The following is a 19,377-nucleotide window of genomic DNA, read 5'->3' as shown; positions in this document are numbered from 1 at the left end:
ATGCGACTCGCCGACATAAGGAACCGACGTGATCACCGCGCAAGCCTTTTCAACCATCGAGGCGATTGATCGCTGTGCCTGGAATGACTGCTTTGCCGATGAACTGGAAGACTGGGATTACTACCGCGCGGTGGAACGGGCGGGAATTGACGGTTTTCACTGGCGCTATCTGACCCTGCATGAAGACGGCCGTCTGATCGCAGGCGCGGTGGCGTTCAGCACCGCCTATTCGCTGGACACCACTCTGCAGGGCGCGGGCAAGCGTGTCAGCCAATGGCTGCGCCGGCGCCTGCCCGGGCTGTTCGTCATCCGTCTGTACGCCCTCGGTTCACCGGTGGCGGAGCAGTGCCATGTCGGCACGGCTTCGCACATTGCCCCTGCGCAGCGCCCGGCACTGCTCGCGCAATTGCTGCACCTGGCAAAACAGGACGCCGACCAGCTCGGGATTGGCCTGCTGGCGGTCAAGGACGCTTCGCATCGCGACCCGCAATGGCTGGACGTCTGCCGCCAGGCCGGAATGCAAAGCATGCCCGGCCTGCCCGGCGCCGAATTGCCGATCCGTTTCGCCTCGGTGGATGCCTACCTGGGCAGCCTCGGCAAATCCACGCGCAAGGACCTGCGCCGCACCTTGCGCAACCACGGCCCGCGCACCGAATGGCGACGTTCGGTGCACGACTTGCTGCCGCGCATGATGGCGCTCTACGAAGCCACCCTCGCCCGCAGTGATCTGGCCTTCGAATGCCTGCCGGCGGCGTACTTTTGCGAAGTGCTCGCCCACCTCGACGAACGCGCGGCCTGCGTGCTCTATTGGGTTGGCGACGAACTGGTGGCGTTCAATCTGGTGCTGCTCGACGGGCGCCGCATGATCGACAAGTTTTTCGCCCACGATCTGGCCCGCACCCGCCAGTACAATCTTTACACCCAAAGCTGGCTGGTCAATGTCGACTATTGTATTGAGCACAAACTGGCGACCTATGCTTGCGGGCAAGCCGGCTATGCCACCAAGCTGCGCCTGGGGTGCTCGTTTGTCGGGCATACGGTGTTTTTCCGTCATCGCAATCCATTACTCAACCGACTGCTGGGACTGGTAAAAATGTTTGTCCGACCGGATCGCTCCGACCCTGCCATGGCTGCTGCATTAAGCGAAATAGAATGAACAAAGACCGACGCACTGTCGCCCGACCTTTCGCCCTTTCCGGCTGGAGCCTGCAACGCAAACTGGTGCTGGCGATCTGGCTGGTGAGCGTGATCCCGACCATGATCGCGGCCGAACTGGCGGCCACCACGCTGTCGCAGATTTTCGACAGCAACGTGCGCATCTGGCTGCAGGAATCCTCGAAGATCGTCGAGGACGAAATCACCGAAATCCTCCGTGACAACGCCCGGGCTGCGCAGCTGTTCATGCGCCACACTCGCCCGCCGGTCGACCGCCATTCCGCCAGACACGACAAACTGATCGCCGATATCGCCGACTCGATGGGCATTGATGTCGTGGCGCTGATCCGCAACAGCGATCACAAAGTGGTATTCAGTACCGCCGACGACAACATCGTCAGCCAGATCAGCACGGCCCCCAAAGCGGTGCTGCAAACCCTGCAAGTCGCCGGCGTCGCCACCGGCACGGTGATTTCGACTTTCGAAACCGATCAGGACGGCGTCGACTACAAAATGATCGTCGGCACTTACCTGGACAACAGCTTCCTGACCAGTGTTGCCGACGTGCATTCGCTGGACTTGCGCCTGTACCTGGCCAAGGGCGATGACTTTTCGGAGATTTTCTCCACCCAGCGTTTCCAGGATCATCCCGCGCAAGTGCCGGAAAAAATCGAGCAGATCCTGCGCGAAACCAAAGGCCCGTTCGAACAGTTCACCAATCGCTACAGCGGCATCTATCGCCCGATCTTCAACGAGAACGGCCAGTTGCAGGGCGTCATATTCAGTGGTCTGTTGCGCCACACCAGCCTCGTCGGCCTGGTCAATCAGAGCAACCTGTTCATCTTGATTTTCCTGCTCAGTTCGGCGGCGTCGCTGGCAGTCGGCTGGCTGGTCTCGCAACGCCTGACCAAGCCGTTGCGCGGGTTGGCCCGAGGCGTACAAGCGGTGATCGCCGGTGATTACCATCAACGCCTGAACGTGAATGGCGGTGATGAACTGGCAGAACTGAGCAGCACGTTCAACCACATGAGCGAGCGTCTGGAGGAATTACAGCATCTGGAATCGCAACTGCGCCGCCGTGATCGCCTGCACGCACTGGGCGAAGTCGCCATGGGCCTGGCCCATGAGATCCGTAATCCGCTGGGCATCATCAAGACCGCCACGCAACTGCTGCATCGGCGCGCCGACCTGCCGGAAACCGACAAGCGTCACCTGGAATACGTGGTCAAGGAAGTCAGCCGGATCAATGACCTGATCACCGAGTTTCTCGACTTCGCCAAACCCAGCGCGCCAATCCGCGCCACCCAGTCCGCCCGCGCACTGGTGGATGAACTGGCCGGGTTCTGCGAGCCGGAACTGGCCAGCCACAAGATCGACCTGCACATCCACGATCAGGCGCCGGGCGCAACGATCTATGCCGATATCAAGCAACTCAAACAGGCCGGCCTGAACCTGATCGTCAATGCCATCGACGCCATGCCCGACGGCGGCCGCCTGACCCTGGGCATCGCCAGTGCCGGCACCTGCACCGTGATCAGCGTGGCGGACACCGGGCAAGGGATTGAGGCCGACATGCTGGAACGTATCTTCACCCCGTTCGTGACCACCAAGGCTTCCGGCACCGGCCTGGGCCTGGCGAAAGTGTTTTCGGTGATGGAGAACCACAACGGGCGCGTGGAGTGCGTCAGCGAAAAAGATGCCGGCGCCACGTTCAGCCTGTACATTCCGGCCAATGGCGACGACTTCGACGAGACAGACGATGACGCATAACATTCTGGTGGTGGACGACGAACCGAAACTCTGTGACCTGCTGGCCTCGGCCCTCGGTCAGAACGGCGTCACGGTGTTCACCGCCGGCAATGGCTTGCACGCGCTCAAGGTGCTGGAGAACGAAGACATCGACCTGCTGATCAGCGACTGGCGCATGCCCGGCATGGGCGGCGCGCAGTTGCTGGCGGAAGTGAAAAGCCGCTTTCCACAGCTGCCGGTGATTGTCATGACCGCCTACAGCACGGTGAAAAATGCCGTGGAGTCGATGCGCAACGGCGCGTTCGATTACATCGCCAAGCCGTTCGACATCGACGAACTGGACATCACCGTCAGCAAGGCCCTGCAATTTCGCGACATCCTCAAAGACAACCAGCGCATGCGTGCCGAACTCGACGAGCATCAGCAGATCGACAGCCTGATCGGCGACAGCCCGAGTTTTCGCCGCGTGTTGCAAGCCGTGGAGTCGCTGCGCGAAAGCGCGGCGACCGTGCTGCTCAGCGGTGAAAGTGGTACCGGCAAGGAGATGGTCGCCCGGGCCATCCACAAGCATGGCAATCGCGCCGACAAACCGTTTGTCGCGGTGAACTGCGCGGCGATCCCCGAAGGACTGCTGGAAAGTGAAATGTTCGGCCATCGCAAAGGCGCGTTCACGGGCGCCGTGGCCGACCGCATCGGGCGCTTTCAGCAAGCCGACAAAGGCACGTTGTTTCTTGATGAAATCGGCGAAATGCCGCTGGCGTTGCAGGCAAAAATCCTCCGCGCCCTGCAAGAACGGGTGATCGAACCGGTGGGCGATACCAAGGAGCGCAAAGTCGATGTGCGGGTGATCGCCGCCACCAACAAGGACCTGCTCGCAGCGGTGGCCAACAAAGAGTTTCGCGAGGATCTTTACTACCGCCTCAACGTATTCCCGATTCCACTGCCGGCCTTGCGTGAACGGGTCGAAGACATCGCTCCGCTCGCCCGACATTTCGCCCATACGCTGGGCGCCGAGGCCGGTAAACGCATCAGCGGCTTCAGCGCGCCGGCCTTGCAGGCGATGACGCGCTACTCGTGGCCAGGCAACATTCGCGAACTGCAGAACTGCGTCGAGCGCGCGACCATCGTCGCATCGGCCAACATCATCGAGGAACAGGATCTGCCGGCGTATCTGTTCGCCGCGCAAGCCTCGGACAGCAGCGGCCCGCTGAACGAAATCAACGGTGTGCCGGCGGATCTCGACGCGGCGCTGGCCGAGGTCGAGAAAACCTGCATCCTCGCCGCCCTGCACCAGAGCAACGGGGTACAGGCTGCGGCTGCGCAGTTGATCGGCATCTCCGAACGCAGCTTCTGGTATCGCCTGAAGAAACTCGGGATCCACGTCGACAAGATCGTGCGGTGACCCCGCCGCGCTCAGTTGACCGTGCCGCCCCGAGCTTCACTCATGATCTGCCGGATAGCCCCGACGAAGGTGTCCACCGGCTGCCCGCCCGTGACGGCGTACTGACCGTTGAAGACCACGGTCGGTACTGAGTTCACGCCGCGTTGCAGCCAGAGTTGCTCTTCTGCGCGCACCTCGTCGGCAAATTCGTCGGACGCCAGAATCGCCGCTGCCCGCCGCCGGTCGAGCCCCGCGTCTTCGGCAATGTGCGTCAATTGCGCGTGATCGGACGGGTTGCCGCCATCGGTGAAGTACGCCTTGAACAACGCCTCCTTCAGCGACAATTGCTTACCCTCCAGTCCCGCCCAGTGCAGCAACCGGTGGGCATCGAAGGTGTTATAGATGCGGCTGTTGCCATCGGTGCGAAAGGCGAATCCGACGTCGGCACCACGGGCCCGAATCGCTTCGCGGTTCTTCTGCGACTGCTCCGGGGTCGAGCCGTATTTTTCACCGATGTGCTCGGTGATGTTCTGCCCCTCGGGGCCCATCTTCGGGTTCAGTTCGAACGGCTGAAAATGAATCTCGGCCTGCACTTCGTCGCGCAGGATTTGCAGCGCCTGCAGCAAGCCGTAAAGGCCGACAACGCACCACGGGCAGGAGACGTCGCTGACAAAATCGATTTTCAAAGCGGAACTCATCACACACCTCGCAGGCGGAAATCGTGCGGAAAAGTTTGCACGATACACCTGCCCGGCGCTGCGGTGACAGTGATGGCCCCCTCGCCGGCAAGCCGGCTGCCACAGGATTCACGCAATAGGTGTGGGCGCGGGCTTGCCGCGATGGGGCCCTTGAGTCAAAGCAGATTCCCCGCCGCCACCGGCTCGATCTGCGCCCAATGCGAGGTATCTTCTCGATGCTGCTGCAAATAGGGCAACACCGCCGCCAGCAACGGCGCCTTGAACGCCTCCTGGAAACGATGGGCCAGCCCTGGAATCAGCTTCAACTGACTGCCGCGAATATGCGCCGCCAGATGCACGCCGTGCATCACCGGCAGCAACGGATCGGCCGTGCCGTGCACCACCAGCGTTGGCACGCGCAATTGATTGAGCAATGCCACCCGGCTCGGCTCCGCAAGAATGGCCATGATCTGGCGTTTCACGCCTTCCGGATTGAATGCCCGGTCATAAGCCACCGCGGCTTGATGCAGCAACATCTGCCGATCATCCGTGACCGACGGACTGCCCAGCGCCGCCAGTAAATCGGCCTGCTGCTCCAGTGCTACCTCGCGATTCGGCGCGCCGCGACGTGCCAGCAATTGCACCAGTGCCGCGCTCGGCGCCGGCAAGCCCTCGGCACCGGAACTGGTCATGATCAAGGTCAGGCTTTCCACCCGTTGCGGCGCCATTGCCGCCAGATGCTGGGCGATCATCCCGCCCATGCTCGCGCCCAGTACGTGAAACTGGTCAATGTGCAGCGCGTCCATCAGGCCCAGTGCATCGTCGGCCATGTCGGTCAGCGAGTAAGGCGCCGACACGGGCAAGCCGAGCTTGTAGCGCAACACCTCGAACGTCAGGTTGGCCTCGGCCGGTGCCTGGCGCCAGGTCGACAGGCCGACATCGCGGTTGTCATAGCGAATCACCCGAAAGCCTTGCTGACACAGCGCCACCACCACTTCGTCGGGCCAGTGGATCAACTGCCCGCCCAGGCCCATGACCAGCAACAGGGCCGGATCCTGAGCACGGCCGATGCTTTGGTAAGCAAGGCTGACCTGTGGCAGATCGACCCGTTCGGTGGGCACGTTGACGTCGCATCGCGAGGCCGCCGCAGCCGGCAGGCCGAACAACAGCGCAGCCAATACGGCCGCGATTGATAAAAATCCCTTGAACATGAAAAACACCGAAACGCAGAACCCCAGTAGAGCGCGAGTCTGATGAAGTTTGTTCAAGCGCGCTGCCACAGTTCGATGACAGTTTGATGAAGAGTGCCGAGCGGTCGGCGCCGCGCCTGCGGCGATAACTGTGTACCGCCACGAGCTGGCGCAGCCGGCGTTCCGCGCCTTCGAGAAAACCTATCTGAAACTGCCCGAGCAGCGTTTCCTCACCCTCGCCGACTACGCCGATCTGCGTACGCGAACATTGGCGGGCGGTCGGTCGTGCTGGTGCATTTCGAGCAGGTGAGCTGAATCCGCAAAAGCCCGCGTCTTCATCGACGCGGGCCTGGGTAAAAAACGCTACGAATATCGACAGCTCGGCCAACATGAGACAAACTCAACGCTTTCGCAATTGTCACAAGTTTTCCTCATGGAGCCAGCCGGTGCTTGAAATTCGCCACCTGAAAACCCTGCACGCCCTGCGCGAAGCCGACAGCCTGGTGGATGCCGCCGATCGCCTGCACCTGACCCAATCGGCGTTGTCTCACCAGTTCAAGGAACTGGAAGAGCGCATGGGCATGGCGCTGTTCGTGCGCAAGACCAAACCGGTGCGGTTCACCAGCGCCGGTCTGCGCCTGTTGCAACTGGCCGACGCCACACTGCCGCTGCTGCGTGCCGCCGAGCGTGACATCGGCCGCCTCGCCGGCGGCACCGCCGGACGCCTGCACATGGCCATCGAATGCCACAGCTGCTTCCAGTGGCTGATGCCGACCATCGACCAGTTCCGCGATGCGTGGCCGGAGGTCGAACTCGACCTGGCCTCGGGTTTCTCGTTCGCCCCCCTGCCGGCGCTGGCCCGTGGTGATCTGGATCTGGTGGTGACTTCCGACCCGCTGGACATTGCCGGCATCACGTACGTGCCGCTGTTCACGTACGAAGCCATGCTCGCGGTTGCCAACCAGCATCCACTGGCGAGCAAGCCGTACATCGTTGCGGAAGACTTGCTGACAGAAACCCTGATCACCTACCCGGTGGAACGCGATCGTCTGGACATCTTCACCCGCTTCCTCGAACCGGCCGACATAGAGCCTGCGCAGGTACGCACCTCGGAACTGACGGTCATGATGATGCAACTGGTCGCCAGCGGCCGCGGCGTCTGCGGCATGCCGCACTGGGCGTTGCATGAATACAGCTCGCGCGGTTACGTGAAGGGCAAGCGCCTGGGCGAGAAAGGCCTGTTTGCCACGCTGTACGCGGCGATTCGCGCGGACATGCTCGACGCTCCGTACATGCGCGATTTCCTCCTGACGGCCAAGGACACCTCGTTCTCGACCCTCGACGGCGTCAGCGCTGTTCGCTGAAAGATCTGGAAGGGGCAGGTTCAAACGCCGGATTTTTCCCGGACAACAACCCTCCCTGCGGCGAGGGAGCTTGCTCCCTCGCCACAATCACCGCGTCCAGGCCGTAGGGACGAGTTCACGCCACATGTGGATCTTGTCGAAGTAGTCTTCGCCTACGCGCACCGCGAGCGGTTCGAGGCCGAACTGGATAAAGCCGCAACGCTGATACAGATTGAACGCAGCATCGTTGCCAGCGGTGACGGTGAGCTGGATGAGTTTCAGCGCGGGGTGGTTGTGTGCTTCGGTCAGCGCCGCTTGCACCAGTTCATGGCCCAGACCGTGCCGACGAAAATCCGCTGATACATACATGCCGAACAGCGTTGCCTTGTGCCGGGCCTTCTCCCGTGGTTCGAAGGCGAGACCGACGATACCGGCCAACGTGCCACCCTCGAAGGCGCCAAGCACTGCATCGAGCTTGCTGGTCAGACGCGCTTCCCACCAGCTCAACGGCATGGTCGCCCGCTCGCGCACGCTGGAGGTGAACGCCTGCGGATGGCGGTCGTAGGCCTCAAGCATCAGTTCCCGGTACGCCAGGGCATGACTGGCATCCAGCCGCTCGATCCACATGTTCAAGCCGTCCTGCGTTGTTCAAGCATCAGGCGCACGGCCAGCCCGCCGAGCACCAGGCCCATGAAGTAACGCTGCAGCGCCAGCCACGTCGGGTTGCGCACAAACCACGACGCAATGCCTGCCGCGAACAGCGCGATCAACAGATTGACGGTGAAACTGACGCTGATCTGGGTCAGGCCAAGAACGATACTCTGGGTGAACACCGAGCCGTGTTCAGGGGTGATGAACTGCGGAAACACCGACAGATAAAACACGGCGATTTTCGGATTCAGCGCACTGGTGAGAAAGCCCATGGTGATCAGTTTGCGCGACGAGTCCGCTGGCAACTGCTGCGCCTCGAACGGCGAGCGCGCACCGGGCTTCACCGCTTGCCAGGCCAGCCACAACAGGTACAGGGCGCCGGCCCACTTCAACACTTCATAGGCCATCGGCACCGCGAGAAACACCGCGGTCAACCCCGCTGCCGCAGCAAACAGGTGCACAAAGAACCCCGCCACCACGCCGAGCAATGACGTCACGCCGGCCTTGCGGCCCTGGCAGATCGAACGCGAGATCAGGTAGATCATGTTCGGCCCCGGCGTCAGCACCATCAACAACGCGGCGGCGGCGAAGATCAGCAGGTCTTGAAGCGGGATCATGGGGGGCGTCCTTTGCGAAGAGGATCAGGCGATGGCGGTCAGCGAATCACGATAAAACGGCAGGATCAGGTCGCGTGTCAATGGCGCCAGTTCGACATCGCCGTCAGTGGCCGGGTCGATCCAGATCACCTCTTCGATTTCCGCCGCCGGCGTGACTTGAGCAGCAATGCTCAGCTGGAACAGCTCGGCTTGTACGGTAAAGCCCGGCTCGTTGGCAGCGGGCGCGGAAAACTGGCCAAGGAAGGACGCCTGCTCCGCAGTGATGCGCAATCCAAGCTCTTCTTCCAGCTCACGGGCCAGGGCCTGCAGCGGTGTTTCATGAGCCTCGATCTTGCCGCCCGGTTGCATGAAGGCACGGGTGTTGCGCTTGCGCACCAGCAACGTGCGACCGTCAGGGCCAAGCAACAGCGCGGCGGCGATGCGAATGAGGCGTGGGGATACAACGGATGCAGAGGTCATGGGGGCAGCTACCGGCGTGGAAAAACCGCAAGGATCCCATGTCCCGCCCACTGGCGTCATCTCGCCAAGGTTCATCCCTGAGCCTTGAGCGCCGCTTCCACCGCCTCGGGCACCTTGACGAAAATCTGGTATTTACCCCCCTCCATCGCTTCGAAGGCGATCAGCTTTTCCACCAGCAAGCCGCTGAGCACCTTGCCGGCATTGAGCAGCAGCATGCCGTTATCGGCATTCAGGTTGCGCGCCAGAATCATGCCCTCCGCCAGATCCCGTGTGGTCAGCACCTTGACCGCCGGATCAATCAGGGTGATGTCACTGAGGAACGCCGCGCACACCTGGATGAAATCTTCGACCAGGTCCGGGTCGTACAGGCGTCCGGCGTACTGACGCAGGTACAGCAGCGCTTCATCGGTGTTCATCTGCCGTTCGAGGATCAGCCCGCGCTGCAGTTCGACGAAGTCCACCGCCAGCTTCAGCAGGCGTGAACCGAACGGAATCGCCTCGCCCTTGAGCCGGTCGGGGAAGCCGCTGCCATCCCAGCGCTCCTGATGATGCAGGATCAGCCGCGCAGCATCCTTCATCGGGTCAAGGGTCATCAGCACCGATTCGCTCTGCTTCGGGTAGCTGCGATAACGGTCGCGGTCGGTGTGTCGCAACAGATCCGAAGGGGTGACCATCATCGTGTCGGACCAGCTCAGTTTGCCGACGTTGTACAGCGCCGCGGCCATCGCCAGGTCGCGGCTGACGGCCTCGTCCAGGCCATGGGTCTGACAGTAGCCGCGCACCAGTTCGATGATCTGCCGGTTGGTCTGTTTGGCCGGCGGCAGGCGCAGATTGGCCAGCAGCGAGAACACTTCGGTGCCGGTGACATAACTGTGCTTGAGCTCTTCGTAGGCCAGATCGAGCATGTCAGCGGTCTGCTGCAGTTCGGCGGTGCGCGCGGCCACGTGCTTTTCCAGGGTGCTGTTGAGTTGCCGCAGCTGATCGTTCTGCACCCGGGCCAGGCGTTCCAGGCGCTGGCGCTCGCGTTCGGAGTGCTGGTGCTCCAGGGCCTGACGCAGGATCAACAACAACTCTTCGTCATTCCACGGTTTGCTGATGTAGCGGTGAATCTGCCCGTCGTTGATTGCCTTGATGATGGCCGTGGGGTCGGCATAACCGGTGAGCATGATGCGCACGGCGGCCGGATGGCGTTCGCGCACATGGGTCAGCAGCGAAGCACCGTCCATGTTGGGCATGCGCGCATCGCTCATCACCAGATCCACCGGTTGCTGCGCCAGGATCTCCAGCGCCTGGGCACCGCTGGTGGCCAGCAACAGATCATAGGGCTGGGTGCGCAACAGCCGGCGCAGGCTGTTGAGAATCGATTCCTCGTCATCGACCAGCAGCACCTTGGGGCGGTGGCTCGGCGTCGGGACGGTTGGCTCTTCCATGGCATGACCTCAAGTGAAACGGTGACGGTGATTGACCCTTGGGCCTACCGCCCCGCTGGCCCGCGTCTGAGTGCAAGGCTAGATGATTTTTCGCAGGCTTCACGCAAATTTTCGGCGTGGCTGCGCAGGCGAAGTGCCGCAGGGGCAACTATGCTAAACAACGTTGAACGGCTGCGGCGGCCGGCAAACAGGCCCGCGAAGAGGGAAAGGATGCTCCCGATGACGACAACACATGACCTTAAGGGCGGTGCGGCATGAACCTGCCACCGGCCCGGGTCAATCGTCGCGTGCTCATCGTCGATGACAGCCCGGCGATTCATGGCGACTTCGCCAAAATCCTCTGCCCCGCGATTGCCGTGGATAATGGTCTGGGCGCCACTGAAAACCTGCTGTTTGGCACGCCGTCCACGACGCAGACCCCGTCATTCGAACTGGATTCGGCGTTTCAGGGCCGCGAAGCGCTGGACAAACTCGAAGCCGCGCTGGCGCAAAACCGCCCCTATGCGCTGGCCTTCATCGACATGCGCATGCCGCCAGGCTGGGATGGTCTGGAAACCATCGAACGCCTGTGGCAAGTCGACCCCAAGTTGCAGGTCGCGCTGTGCACCGCGTATTCCGACTACTCCTGGGAAGACATCGACCAGCGCCTGGCACTGAACGACCGCCTGCTGATTCTGAAAAAGCCTTTCGACGCCATCGAGATCCGTCAGATGGCCAGCGCCCTCACGGTCAAATGGCAAATGACCGAAGACGCCGAACTGAAACTGAGCCGGCTGGAACAGGCGGTTCAGGAGCGCACCCGGGAACTGTCCGACGCCAACATGATTGTGCAGAACAGCCCGACCATTCTGTACCGGTTGCGCGGCGACCCGTCATTCGCGCTGATGTACATCTCCCACAACATCACCCGGTACGGCCATGTCGCGGCCGATCTGGTGGGCTCGGCGAGCTGGGCCCAGACACTGATTCACCCGGATGATCAGGCCAGTGTCGATGCCGCCATGGCCCGGGTGCTGGATCGCCACGCCTCGGGGGCGTCGATCGAGTTTCGTCTGCGCACCGGCCAGGGCACCTGGCGCTGGGTGGAAAACCGCTACATCCCGGTGCGCGATCACGACGGTCGCCTGCTGGAAGTCGAAGGCATTATTCTGGACATCACCGAGCGCCGACTGGTCGAGGAGAAACTGGCCCTGCTGGCCCGCTCCGACGGCCTGACCGGACTGGCCAACCGCGCCACACTGATCGAACGCCTGCATCAGGCCTTTGCCGCCGCGCGTCGCGGCGCTGCGCCGTTCGCCGTGTTTTATCTGGACCTGGATCACTTCAAACGTATCAATGACACCCTCGGGCATCCGGTCGGTGATCTGCTCTTGCAGGAAGTCGCCCGGCGCATCAGGACCGGTGTGCGCGAAAACGATGTGGTAGCGCGCCTGGGAGGGGATGAGTTCGCGATCCTGCAAATGGACGTCAGCGACCCGACCCGGTCCGCCGCCATGGCGGCCAATCTGCGTGACAAGCTGCTGACGCCCTACCACCTGGCCGGCAATGCCCTGCACATTTCGGTGAGCATCGGCATCAGCAGCTACAGCGCCAGCAGTCTCGACGCCGACAGCCTGTTGAGCCAGGCCGACATGGCGCTGTACCGCGCCAAGGAAATGGGCCGCAACCAATATCACTTCCACTCCGAGGCGATTTCCCTGGAAGTTGCCGAGCGCATGGCCCTGGTCGGTGAATTGATGACCGCCCTGGAGGGCGATGAGTTGCAACTGCATTACGCGCCGGAGATGGACCGGCACAGCGGCAGGATTCTCGGCATGGAGGCGCAAGTCCAGTGGCAGCATCCGCGCCTCGGCCTGCTGCCGGCCAGCGCTTTCGTGCCGACAGCGGAGCGCACCGGCGCCATCATTCCCCTCGGGCGCTGGGTGCTGGACCGCGCCTGCCGGCAGATGCAGCAATGGCGCGACGAAGGCGTGGCGCCGCCGGTCATGGCGATCAAGCTCTCGCTGGCGCAACTCAAGAGCGGCCCCGAACTGATCTACGACGTGCTGCGCACCACCGCACGCTGGGAGCTGGCGCCCTGGGACCTGCGCTTCGATGTCACCGAGGCGACACTGGCCCAGACCAAGTGGACGCACAACGATGTCCTGCCGCGCCTGCGTGAGTTGGGCGTAACCATCGCCATCGACGATTTCGGCACCGAATACTCCTCGTTCGATTACCTGAAGACCTACCGGGTCAACCACCTCAAACTCGCCCAGAGTTTCATCGACAGTGCCACTCAGGATGCAGCAGGCGCCAACGCCCTGCGCGCCATCGTCAATTTCGCCCGGGACCTGGACATCGGCATCATTGCCGAAGGTCAGCCGTCGGTGGATCAGCCGGTGGTGCCCCCCGTCGCCCCGCTGCCCAGCGCCCAGGGCCTGTATTTCAGCGCCGCGGTCAGCCCCGAGCAGGCGGGCCGCCTGCTCAGGGACGACCGCCAGCTAGCCCCGCCCGCGCAGGAGGACGAAGCATGAAGACAGCCTCGGCGCACACCAACCGGCGCATTCTGATCATCGACGACACCCCGGCGATTCACGACGACTTCCGCAAGATCCTTGCCCCGCAGGCGCAGGACGCGACCGATCTGAATCAGCTCGAGCAAGCGCTGTTCGGCACCCGCCCGTCGCCGCACCTGACCTTCCAGCTCGACTCCGCCTATCAGGGGCAGGAAGCGCTGGCCCTGGTCCGGCGCGCACTGATCGACGGCAGCCCCTACGCCTTGGCGTTCATCGACATGCGCATGCCGCCCGGCTGGGATGGCCTGGAAACCATCGAGCAGCTGTGGCGCGTCGATCCGAACCTGCAAATTGCCTTGTGCACTGCCTACAGCGACTACAGCTGGGAAGCGATGGCTGAACGGCTGGAGTTCGGCGACCAGTTGCTGATCCTGAAAAAGCCGTTCGACAGCCTGGAAATCCGCCAGATGGCCAACGCCCTGACATGGAAATGGCAACTGGCCCAGGACGCAGCCCTGAAGATGCTCGGCCTCGAACGCACCATCGAGGCGCGAGTGCATGAGCTGCTGAAGGTCTCGCACCTGTTGCAATACGACAGCCTCACCGGCCTGCCCAACAGCACCCTGCTCGGTGATCGCCTGAGCCAGGCGCTGGCGGTCAGCCGGCGCCATGACAAACAGCTGGTGGTGATGTTTCTCGGCCTCGACCGCTTCAAGCGCATCAACAATGCCCTGGGTCATCCGGCGGGCGACGAAATGCTCAAGCGGGTCGGCCAGCAACTGTTGCTGTGCGTGCGCGAATCGGACTCGGTATTTCGTTACGGTTCCGACGAGTTCGTGGTGATCCTCAGTGACATCAACCACCCTCAGCAGACCCACGCCGTCGCCGAAAAAGTGCTGGCCGCCGTCCGCGTGCCGCAGATGATTGCCGGCCATGACGTCAGCGTCACCGCCAGTCTGGGCATCAGTGTCTACCCCGAGGACGGACCGGACGCCATCGAGCTGATCAAGAAGGCCGAGACCGCGATGCGCAACGTCAAGGAAACCGGCCCCAACGACATCGGGTTTTTCATCGAAGCCATGAACCTGCGCGCGCGCGAACAACACAGTATCGAGTCGGGCATTCGCCGGGCGTTGCAACAACAGGAATTCGTCCTGCACTACCAGCCGAAAGTCGATTTGCGCAGTGCCCGGGTGGTCGGGGCCGAGGCGTTGGTGCGCTGGCAGAAACCAGGTCATGGCTGGGTCTATCCGGCAGACTTCATCCCGGTGGCCGAGGACAGCGGACTGATCGTGCCGCTGAGCAAATGGGTGCTGGCCGAAGCCTGTCGGCAGACCCGGGCGTGGCAAGTCGCGGGCCTGCCGCCGATCCGCGTGTCGGTCAACACCTCGCCCATCGACTTCCGCCAGCGTGACTTCGTCGAAGGCGTCGAGCAGGTGCTGGCACAGACTGGCCTGGGCCCTGAATGGCTGGAGCTGGAAATCACCGAAGGCGTGCTGATGCAGAACATCGACGTGACGATGACAGCGCTGGCGCGATTGAAAGCGCTGGGCACGCGGCTGGCCATTGATGACTTCGGCACGGGCTATTCAAGCCTGAGTTACCTGCGCCGGTTTCCCATTGATGTGCTGAAGATCGACCAATCGTTCATTCGCGGCCTGAGCGACAACCACAACGACGCCGCCCTCGTCAGCGCCATCATCAGTCTGGGCAAGACGCTGGGGCTGAATGTCATTGCCGAAGGCATCGAGACCGCCGGGCAACTGGCCTTTCTCAAGGCGCATCACTGCGAGGAAGGCCAAGGTTACTTTTTCAGCAAAGCCCTGCCGGCCGACGCGTTTGCGCGCTTGCTGGCCGGCACCGACCCCATGCCGTGGACGATTTCATGAGCCGCGCCAAACCGGCCCCGCGTCAGGGAGACGATTGCCGATGAGTATTCTTCAACACGCCCTGGTGTTGCTGCTGTGCGGATTCTGCGCCGGGATCGGTGCCGAGCCGCTGGACGAACCGCTCAAACCGTTGCCCGGCGTACCGCAGCAGGATGCCCGGCGCGTGGAGCTCGGTCGGCGGTTGTTCCACGAGCCACGGTTGTCGATCAACAACACGTTGTCCTGCGCCAGTTGCCATCAGCTGGACAAGAACGGGGCCGACAACCGTGCCCTGTCACTGGGCTTCGACGGCCAACCAGTGGCCGTCAACACGCCGACCGTGTTCAACGCCGCCCTCAACTTCCGCCAGTTCTGGGATGGCCGTGTCGAAACCCTGGAGGAACAAAGCAACGTCGTCATCACCAGCCCGCATGAAATGGGCAGCGACTGGAGCACCGTCCTCGAGCGGATCGCCAACGACCCCGACTACCGCCGCGATTTCGCCGCCACCTACCCGGACGGCGTGACCCGGGCCAATGTCCAGCAGGCACTGGCCAGTTTCGAACGCACCTTGCTCACGCCCGACTCGCGTTTCGATCAATACCTGCTGGGCAATACCGACATCCTCACCCTGGAGGAAAAGTACGGTTACCAGCGCTTCAAGGAATACGGCTGCATCGCCTGCCATCAGGGGGTGAACATCGGCGGCAACATGTTTCAGAAATTCGGCGTGTTCGGCGACTACATCGCCGATCGCGGCCACCCGACCGTGGCCGATCAGGGCCGCTTCAACGTCACCGCCGACGAAGCGGATCGGGCCGTGTTCAAGGTGCCGAGCCTGCGCAATGTCGCGACCACCGCACCGTACTTTCACGACGGTTCGGCGCCCACCCTCGAGCAGGCGGTGGACGTGATGTTCCAGTACCAGTTGGGGCGCATGCCGAGCGAAGAAGACAAGCGGCTGATCATTCTGTTTCTCAAAACCCTCACCGGCCAATGGGCAGGCAAGCCATGATCAACGTCTCCCGGCGACGCAGTCTGCTGTTGCTCACACTGGTCGTGCTGGTACTGGCCTCGGTCCTGCTGTTTCTGTATTTCAAATCCAGCTCCGACCAGACCATGACCTACACCGAGTCGCGGGACCTGATCCGGCAGATCAAACAGCAGAATTCGCAGTGGGAAAACGAGATCCTCAAGGCCAGGGTGGCGCTGACCCACAACTACGACCCGCTGGTGTCGCCGATGAACGAGATGAATCGGCTCTGGGCGCGCTTCGACGCGATTGAGTCCGGGCATGGGCGCAGCGACTCGGCGCAATGGAACGAGGCTCACGAAAGCTTCCTGCGGGCGATGCAGGAAAAGACCCGTCTGGTCGAACAGTTCAAATCGCACAACGCGCTGTTGCGCAACTCCCTGGCCTTTCTGCCCACTGCTGAAGACGACATCCAACAGCAACTGGCCAGCCTGTCGGACTTCGATAAGTTGCAGCTGCAAAACATCACCACCGACACCTACGACCTGCTGCTCAGCGCCCTCGAATTCGCCCAGGTCACCTCCGTCGAACGGGCTGCGGATATCGAGGTCGGCCTGAACAAACTGAAGGTGAACGCGCAACGCCTGCCACCGGCGTTTCAGACCCCGATCAAAATCATGAGCAGTCATATCTCGCTGATTGCGCGCGAGCAGCCACTGGTCAATCAGTTGCTCGAAAGCATCGAAAACATCCCCGTGGCCGAGCGCCTCGACAACATCACCACCATGCTCGATCACGACCAGCAAAGCGCCGATCGGGTCGACCGCCAATACCACTTCTACCTGCTGTTGTTTTCGGTGCTGTTGATGCTGTCGCTGGTGTGGCTGGCCATCCGCCTGATCGGCAGCTTCGCCGAGATCAACCGGGTCAACAGTGCCCTGCAAACGGCCAACGATGCGCTGGAACAAAGAGTCGAAGAGCGCACCCGCGAACTCAGGAACGCCCAGAGCGAACTGCTCGACGCGGCACGTCAGGCCGGCATGGCGGAAATCGCCACCAACGTGCTGCACAACGTCGGCAACGTGCTCAACAGCGTGAACATCTCCAGCGACCTGATCGCACGTAAACTGCGGGCCAGCAAGACCCAGGGCCTGGGCAAGGCCATGCAACTGATCAACGAGCACCCGCACGACCTCGGCGCCTTTCTCAGCGAAGACGCCAAAGGCAAACTGCTGCCCGGCTACCTCAATCAGCTGGTCGGCGCGATTGCCCAGGAACAGCAGGAAATGCTCGACGAACTGAACCAGATGAACAAAAGCGTCGACCACATCAAGGACATCGTCGCCACCCAGCAATCCTATGCAGGGGCCAACAGCATGACCGAGCCGCTGTTTATCAACGAACTGCTCGAAGACGCCCTGCGCATGAACGCCGGAGCCCTGACCCGACACCATGTCACGGTGGTCAGGGAATACGCTGATGTGCCCCAGGTGATGGGCGACAAACACCGCTTGCTGCTGATCCTGATCAACCTCATCAGCAACGCCAAATACGCCATGTCCGACCTCAGCAACCGCCCCCGCACCATGACCCTGGCGGTCAGGATCGTCGATGACAACTTCCTCGAAATCAGCGTCAAGGACGATGGCGAAGGCATCGCGCCGGAAAACATGACGCGGATCTTTGCCCACGGTTTCACCACCCGCAAGGAAGGCCACGGCTTCGGCCTGCACAGCTGTGCCCTGGCGGCCATCGAGATGAACGGCCACCTCACCGCCCACAGCGACGGACCGGGCACGGGGGCGTTGTTCACCTTGCAGATTCCCCTGATCAGCGTCACGGAGAACGCATGAGCGAACTGGCCAACCGGCGCATTCTGCTGATCGACGACATGCCGTCGATTCATGAAGACTTTCGCAAGATACTCGCGCCGCCGGCGGCGCAGTCAGTGGAGCTGGACGAGATGGAGGCGGCCCTGTTCGGTGCTCAGCTTCGTGCCGAACGGCCGCCGTTCGAGCTGGACTCGGCCTATGGCGGCGAGGAAGGTCTGGGCAAGCTGGTGCAGGCCTTGCGCGAACAACGCCCCTACGCGCTGGCCTTCGTCGACATGCGCATGCCCGATGGCTGGGACGGCGCGAAAACCATCGAACATCTGTGGCAAGAAGATCCGCAGCTGCAAGTGGTGGTGTGTACCGCGTACTCGGATTACTCCTGGGACGAATTGCTGGAGCGGCTGCACGCCCACGATCGCCTGCTGATCCTGAAAAAACCGTTCGATAACATCGAAGTCCAGCAGATGGCCAACACCCTGCTGACCAAATGGCAGATGACGGAAAAGGCTTCGCTGCAAATGCATCATCTGGAACACCTGGTCGATCAGCGCACCGCCCAGCTCAGAGAGGCCAGCGAAGAGCTGCGCCGGGAAATCGACGAGCGCAAGCAACTGGAAGGGCAACTGGTGCAGTCTGAAAAACTGGCGTCATTGGGGCAACTGGCGGCGGGCGTGGCCCATGAAATCAACAACCCGATCGGTTTCATTTCCTCCAACCTCGGCACCCTCGACGGTTACTTCAAGCAATTGCTGAGCATGCTCGACGCCTACCAGACGCTCGGTGGGCCTCTGGACAAAGAATCCGCGGCGCGCCTGGAACAATTGCGCACAGACGTCGAACTGGATTTTCTCCTCGAGGACATTCCCGTGCTGATTCGCGAGTCCAAGGAAGGCATCGGCCGGGTCGGCCAGATCGTCAAAGACCTGAAGGATTTCTCCCGGGTCGACACCAATCAGCAATGGCAGTGGGCGAATCTGCAGCAGGGCATTGAATCGACCCTGAACATCGTCGCCAGCGAACTGAAATACAAGGCCGACGTGGTCAAGGAATATCAGACACTGCCGGACATCGAATGCCTGCCCTCGCAAATCAATCAAGTGATCATGAACCTGGTGGTCAACGCGGCGCAGGCGATGGGGCCGGAGCGCGGCACCATCACCTTGCGCACCGGCCAGCAGCAAGACCTTGCCTGGGTTGAAGTGGCCGATACCGGCTCGGGGATTGCCCCGGACACCCTGCAGAAAATCTTCGACCCTTTCTTCACCACCAAACCGGTGGGCCAGGGGACAGGGCTGGGTCTGTCCCTGTCCTACGGCATCGTGAAAAAACACGGCGGCGAGATTTCCGTGCGCAGCGAATTGGGCGTCGGCACGACCTTTCGCGTCGAACTGCCCATGCGCCAGAACCGCCCCGCCGCATGACGGTGTTTCAGATGTCAGCACCGCCAGGTGATCAAGGCTGACCATCCGCCGAATGTTATTGGAGTGAAGGCAGAGCCGGGGTCGGCAAATGCTTCGGGGGGGGCCTGCTATTTTTATTGGGCTTAGGGGGGCA

16 protein-coding genes are annotated in these 19,377 nt (G+C 62.1%); 10 read left to right on the top strand and 6 right to left on the bottom strand.

Annotated elements, in window-relative coordinates:
* Positions 1-28: 28 nt before the first annotated feature.
* From K5Y35_RS13445 to K5Y35_RS13435, 3 genes are read left to right on the top strand one after another with little or no spacing between them, the layout of a single operon-like run.
* Positions 29-1,156 (top strand): GNAT family N-acetyltransferase, encoded by a 1,128-nt coding sequence (locus K5Y35_RS13445; RefSeq protein ID WP_222834383.1) that lies wholly within the window; start codon positions 29-31, stop codon positions 1,154-1,156.
* Positions 1,153-2,925 (top strand): sensor histidine kinase, encoded by a 1,773-nt coding sequence (locus K5Y35_RS13440; protein ID WP_123466172.1) that lies wholly within the window; start codon positions 1,153-1,155, stop codon positions 2,923-2,925. Before K5Y35_RS13445 ends, K5Y35_RS13440 begins: the two co-directional genes overlap by 4 nt.
* Positions 2,915-4,306 carry a sigma-54-dependent transcriptional regulator gene (locus K5Y35_RS13435; protein WP_123466170.1) on the top strand — a complete coding sequence of 464 codons (1,392 nt, stop codon included), beginning with the start codon at positions 2,915-2,917 and terminating at the stop codon, positions 4,304-4,306. Before K5Y35_RS13440 ends, K5Y35_RS13435 begins: the two co-directional genes overlap by 11 nt.
* A gap of 11 nt (positions 4,307-4,317) precedes the next feature.
* Here K5Y35_RS13435 and K5Y35_RS13430 read toward each other — a convergent pair whose 3' ends face one another.
* Together K5Y35_RS13430 and K5Y35_RS13425 are read right to left on the bottom strand one after the other, a co-directional pair.
* The gene (locus K5Y35_RS13430) at positions 4,318-4,983 is read right to left on the bottom strand and encodes a DsbA family oxidoreductase (protein ID WP_128615901.1); all 666 of its coding nucleotides are present in this window, start codon (positions 4,981-4,983) and stop codon (positions 4,318-4,320) included.
* A 155-nt stretch (positions 4,984-5,138) separates the two neighbouring features.
* Entirely contained in the window at positions 5,139-6,173 is a 1,035-nt protein-coding gene (locus K5Y35_RS13425) for an alpha/beta fold hydrolase (RefSeq protein ID WP_123466166.1), read from the bottom strand.
* Positions 6,174-6,303: 130 nt separating this feature from the next.
* On the opposite strand from K5Y35_RS13425, the gene K5Y35_RS13420 reads away from it, so the two are divergent.
* Positions 6,304-6,462: a hypothetical protein gene (locus tag K5Y35_RS13420; protein ID WP_222834382.1), complete on the top strand. Its 159-nt coding sequence runs from the start codon at positions 6,304-6,306 to the stop codon at positions 6,460-6,462.
* Between the two features lie 136 nt (positions 6,463-6,598).
* The gene (gene metR, locus K5Y35_RS13415) at positions 6,599-7,516 is read left to right on the top strand and encodes a transcriptional regulator MetR (protein ID WP_128615900.1); all 918 of its coding nucleotides are present in this window, start codon (positions 6,599-6,601) and stop codon (positions 7,514-7,516) included.
* 87 nt (positions 7,517-7,603) lie between these two features.
* Here metR and K5Y35_RS13410 read toward each other — a convergent pair whose 3' ends face one another.
* The 4 genes from K5Y35_RS13410 to K5Y35_RS13395 form a co-directional block, all read right to left on the bottom strand.
* Positions 7,604-8,122 carry a GNAT family N-acetyltransferase gene (locus K5Y35_RS13410; protein WP_222834381.1) on the bottom strand — a complete coding sequence of 173 codons (519 nt, stop codon included), beginning with the start codon at positions 8,120-8,122 and terminating at the stop codon, positions 7,604-7,606.
* Between the two features lie 2 nt (positions 8,123-8,124).
* Positions 8,125-8,763: a LysE family translocator gene (locus K5Y35_RS13405; RefSeq protein ID WP_123466160.1), complete on the bottom strand. Its 639-nt coding sequence runs from the start codon at positions 8,761-8,763 to the stop codon at positions 8,125-8,127.
* Between the two features lie 24 nt (positions 8,764-8,787).
* Positions 8,788-9,222, bottom strand: coding sequence for an NUDIX hydrolase (locus tag K5Y35_RS13400; RefSeq protein WP_123466159.1), 435 nt, complete (start codon positions 9,220-9,222; stop codon positions 8,788-8,790).
* Between the two features lie 71 nt (positions 9,223-9,293).
* Positions 9,294-10,652 (bottom strand): HD domain-containing phosphohydrolase, encoded by a 1,359-nt coding sequence (locus K5Y35_RS13395; RefSeq protein ID WP_123466156.1) that lies wholly within the window; start codon positions 10,650-10,652, stop codon positions 9,294-9,296.
* 254 nt (positions 10,653-10,906) lie between these two features.
* On the opposite strand from K5Y35_RS13395, the gene K5Y35_RS13390 reads away from it, so the two are divergent.
* The 5 genes from K5Y35_RS13390 to K5Y35_RS13370 are packed head-to-tail and all read left to right on the top strand — an operon-like array spanning position 10,907 to position 19,244.
* Positions 10,907-13,168: an EAL domain-containing protein gene (locus K5Y35_RS13390; RefSeq protein WP_222834380.1), complete on the top strand. Its 2,262-nt coding sequence runs from the start codon at positions 10,907-10,909 to the stop codon at positions 13,166-13,168.
* Entirely contained in the window at positions 13,165-15,039 is a 1,875-nt protein-coding gene (locus K5Y35_RS13385; RefSeq protein WP_222834379.1) for a putative bifunctional diguanylate cyclase/phosphodiesterase, read from the top strand. The genes K5Y35_RS13390 and K5Y35_RS13385 overlap by 4 nt, the downstream gene beginning before the upstream one ends.
* A gap of 40 nt (positions 15,040-15,079) precedes the next feature.
* Positions 15,080-16,033, top strand: coding sequence for a cytochrome-c peroxidase (locus K5Y35_RS13380; protein ID WP_123466151.1), 954 nt, complete (start codon positions 15,080-15,082; stop codon positions 16,031-16,033).
* A complete protein-coding gene (locus tag K5Y35_RS13375; RefSeq protein ID WP_222834378.1) occupies positions 16,030-17,844 on the top strand; it encodes a DAHL domain-containing protein in 1,815 nt (604 codons plus the stop codon). The genes K5Y35_RS13380 and K5Y35_RS13375 overlap by 4 nt, the downstream gene beginning before the upstream one ends.
* Entirely contained in the window at positions 17,841-19,244 is a 1,404-nt protein-coding gene (locus tag K5Y35_RS13370; RefSeq protein WP_222834377.1) for an ATP-binding protein, read from the top strand. Before K5Y35_RS13375 ends, K5Y35_RS13370 begins: the two co-directional genes overlap by 4 nt.
* The last annotated feature ends 133 nt before the right edge of the window (positions 19,245-19,377 follow it).

Origin of the sequence: Pseudomonas sp. SC3(2021) (assembly GCF_019856535.1) — a bacterium.
Lineage (GTDB): Bacteria > Pseudomonadota > Gammaproteobacteria > Pseudomonadales > Pseudomonadaceae > Aquipseudomonas > Aquipseudomonas monsensis.
The sequence above is the reverse complement of the archived record's forward strand: the minus strand, read 5'-3'. Positions and strand labels throughout refer to the sequence as shown.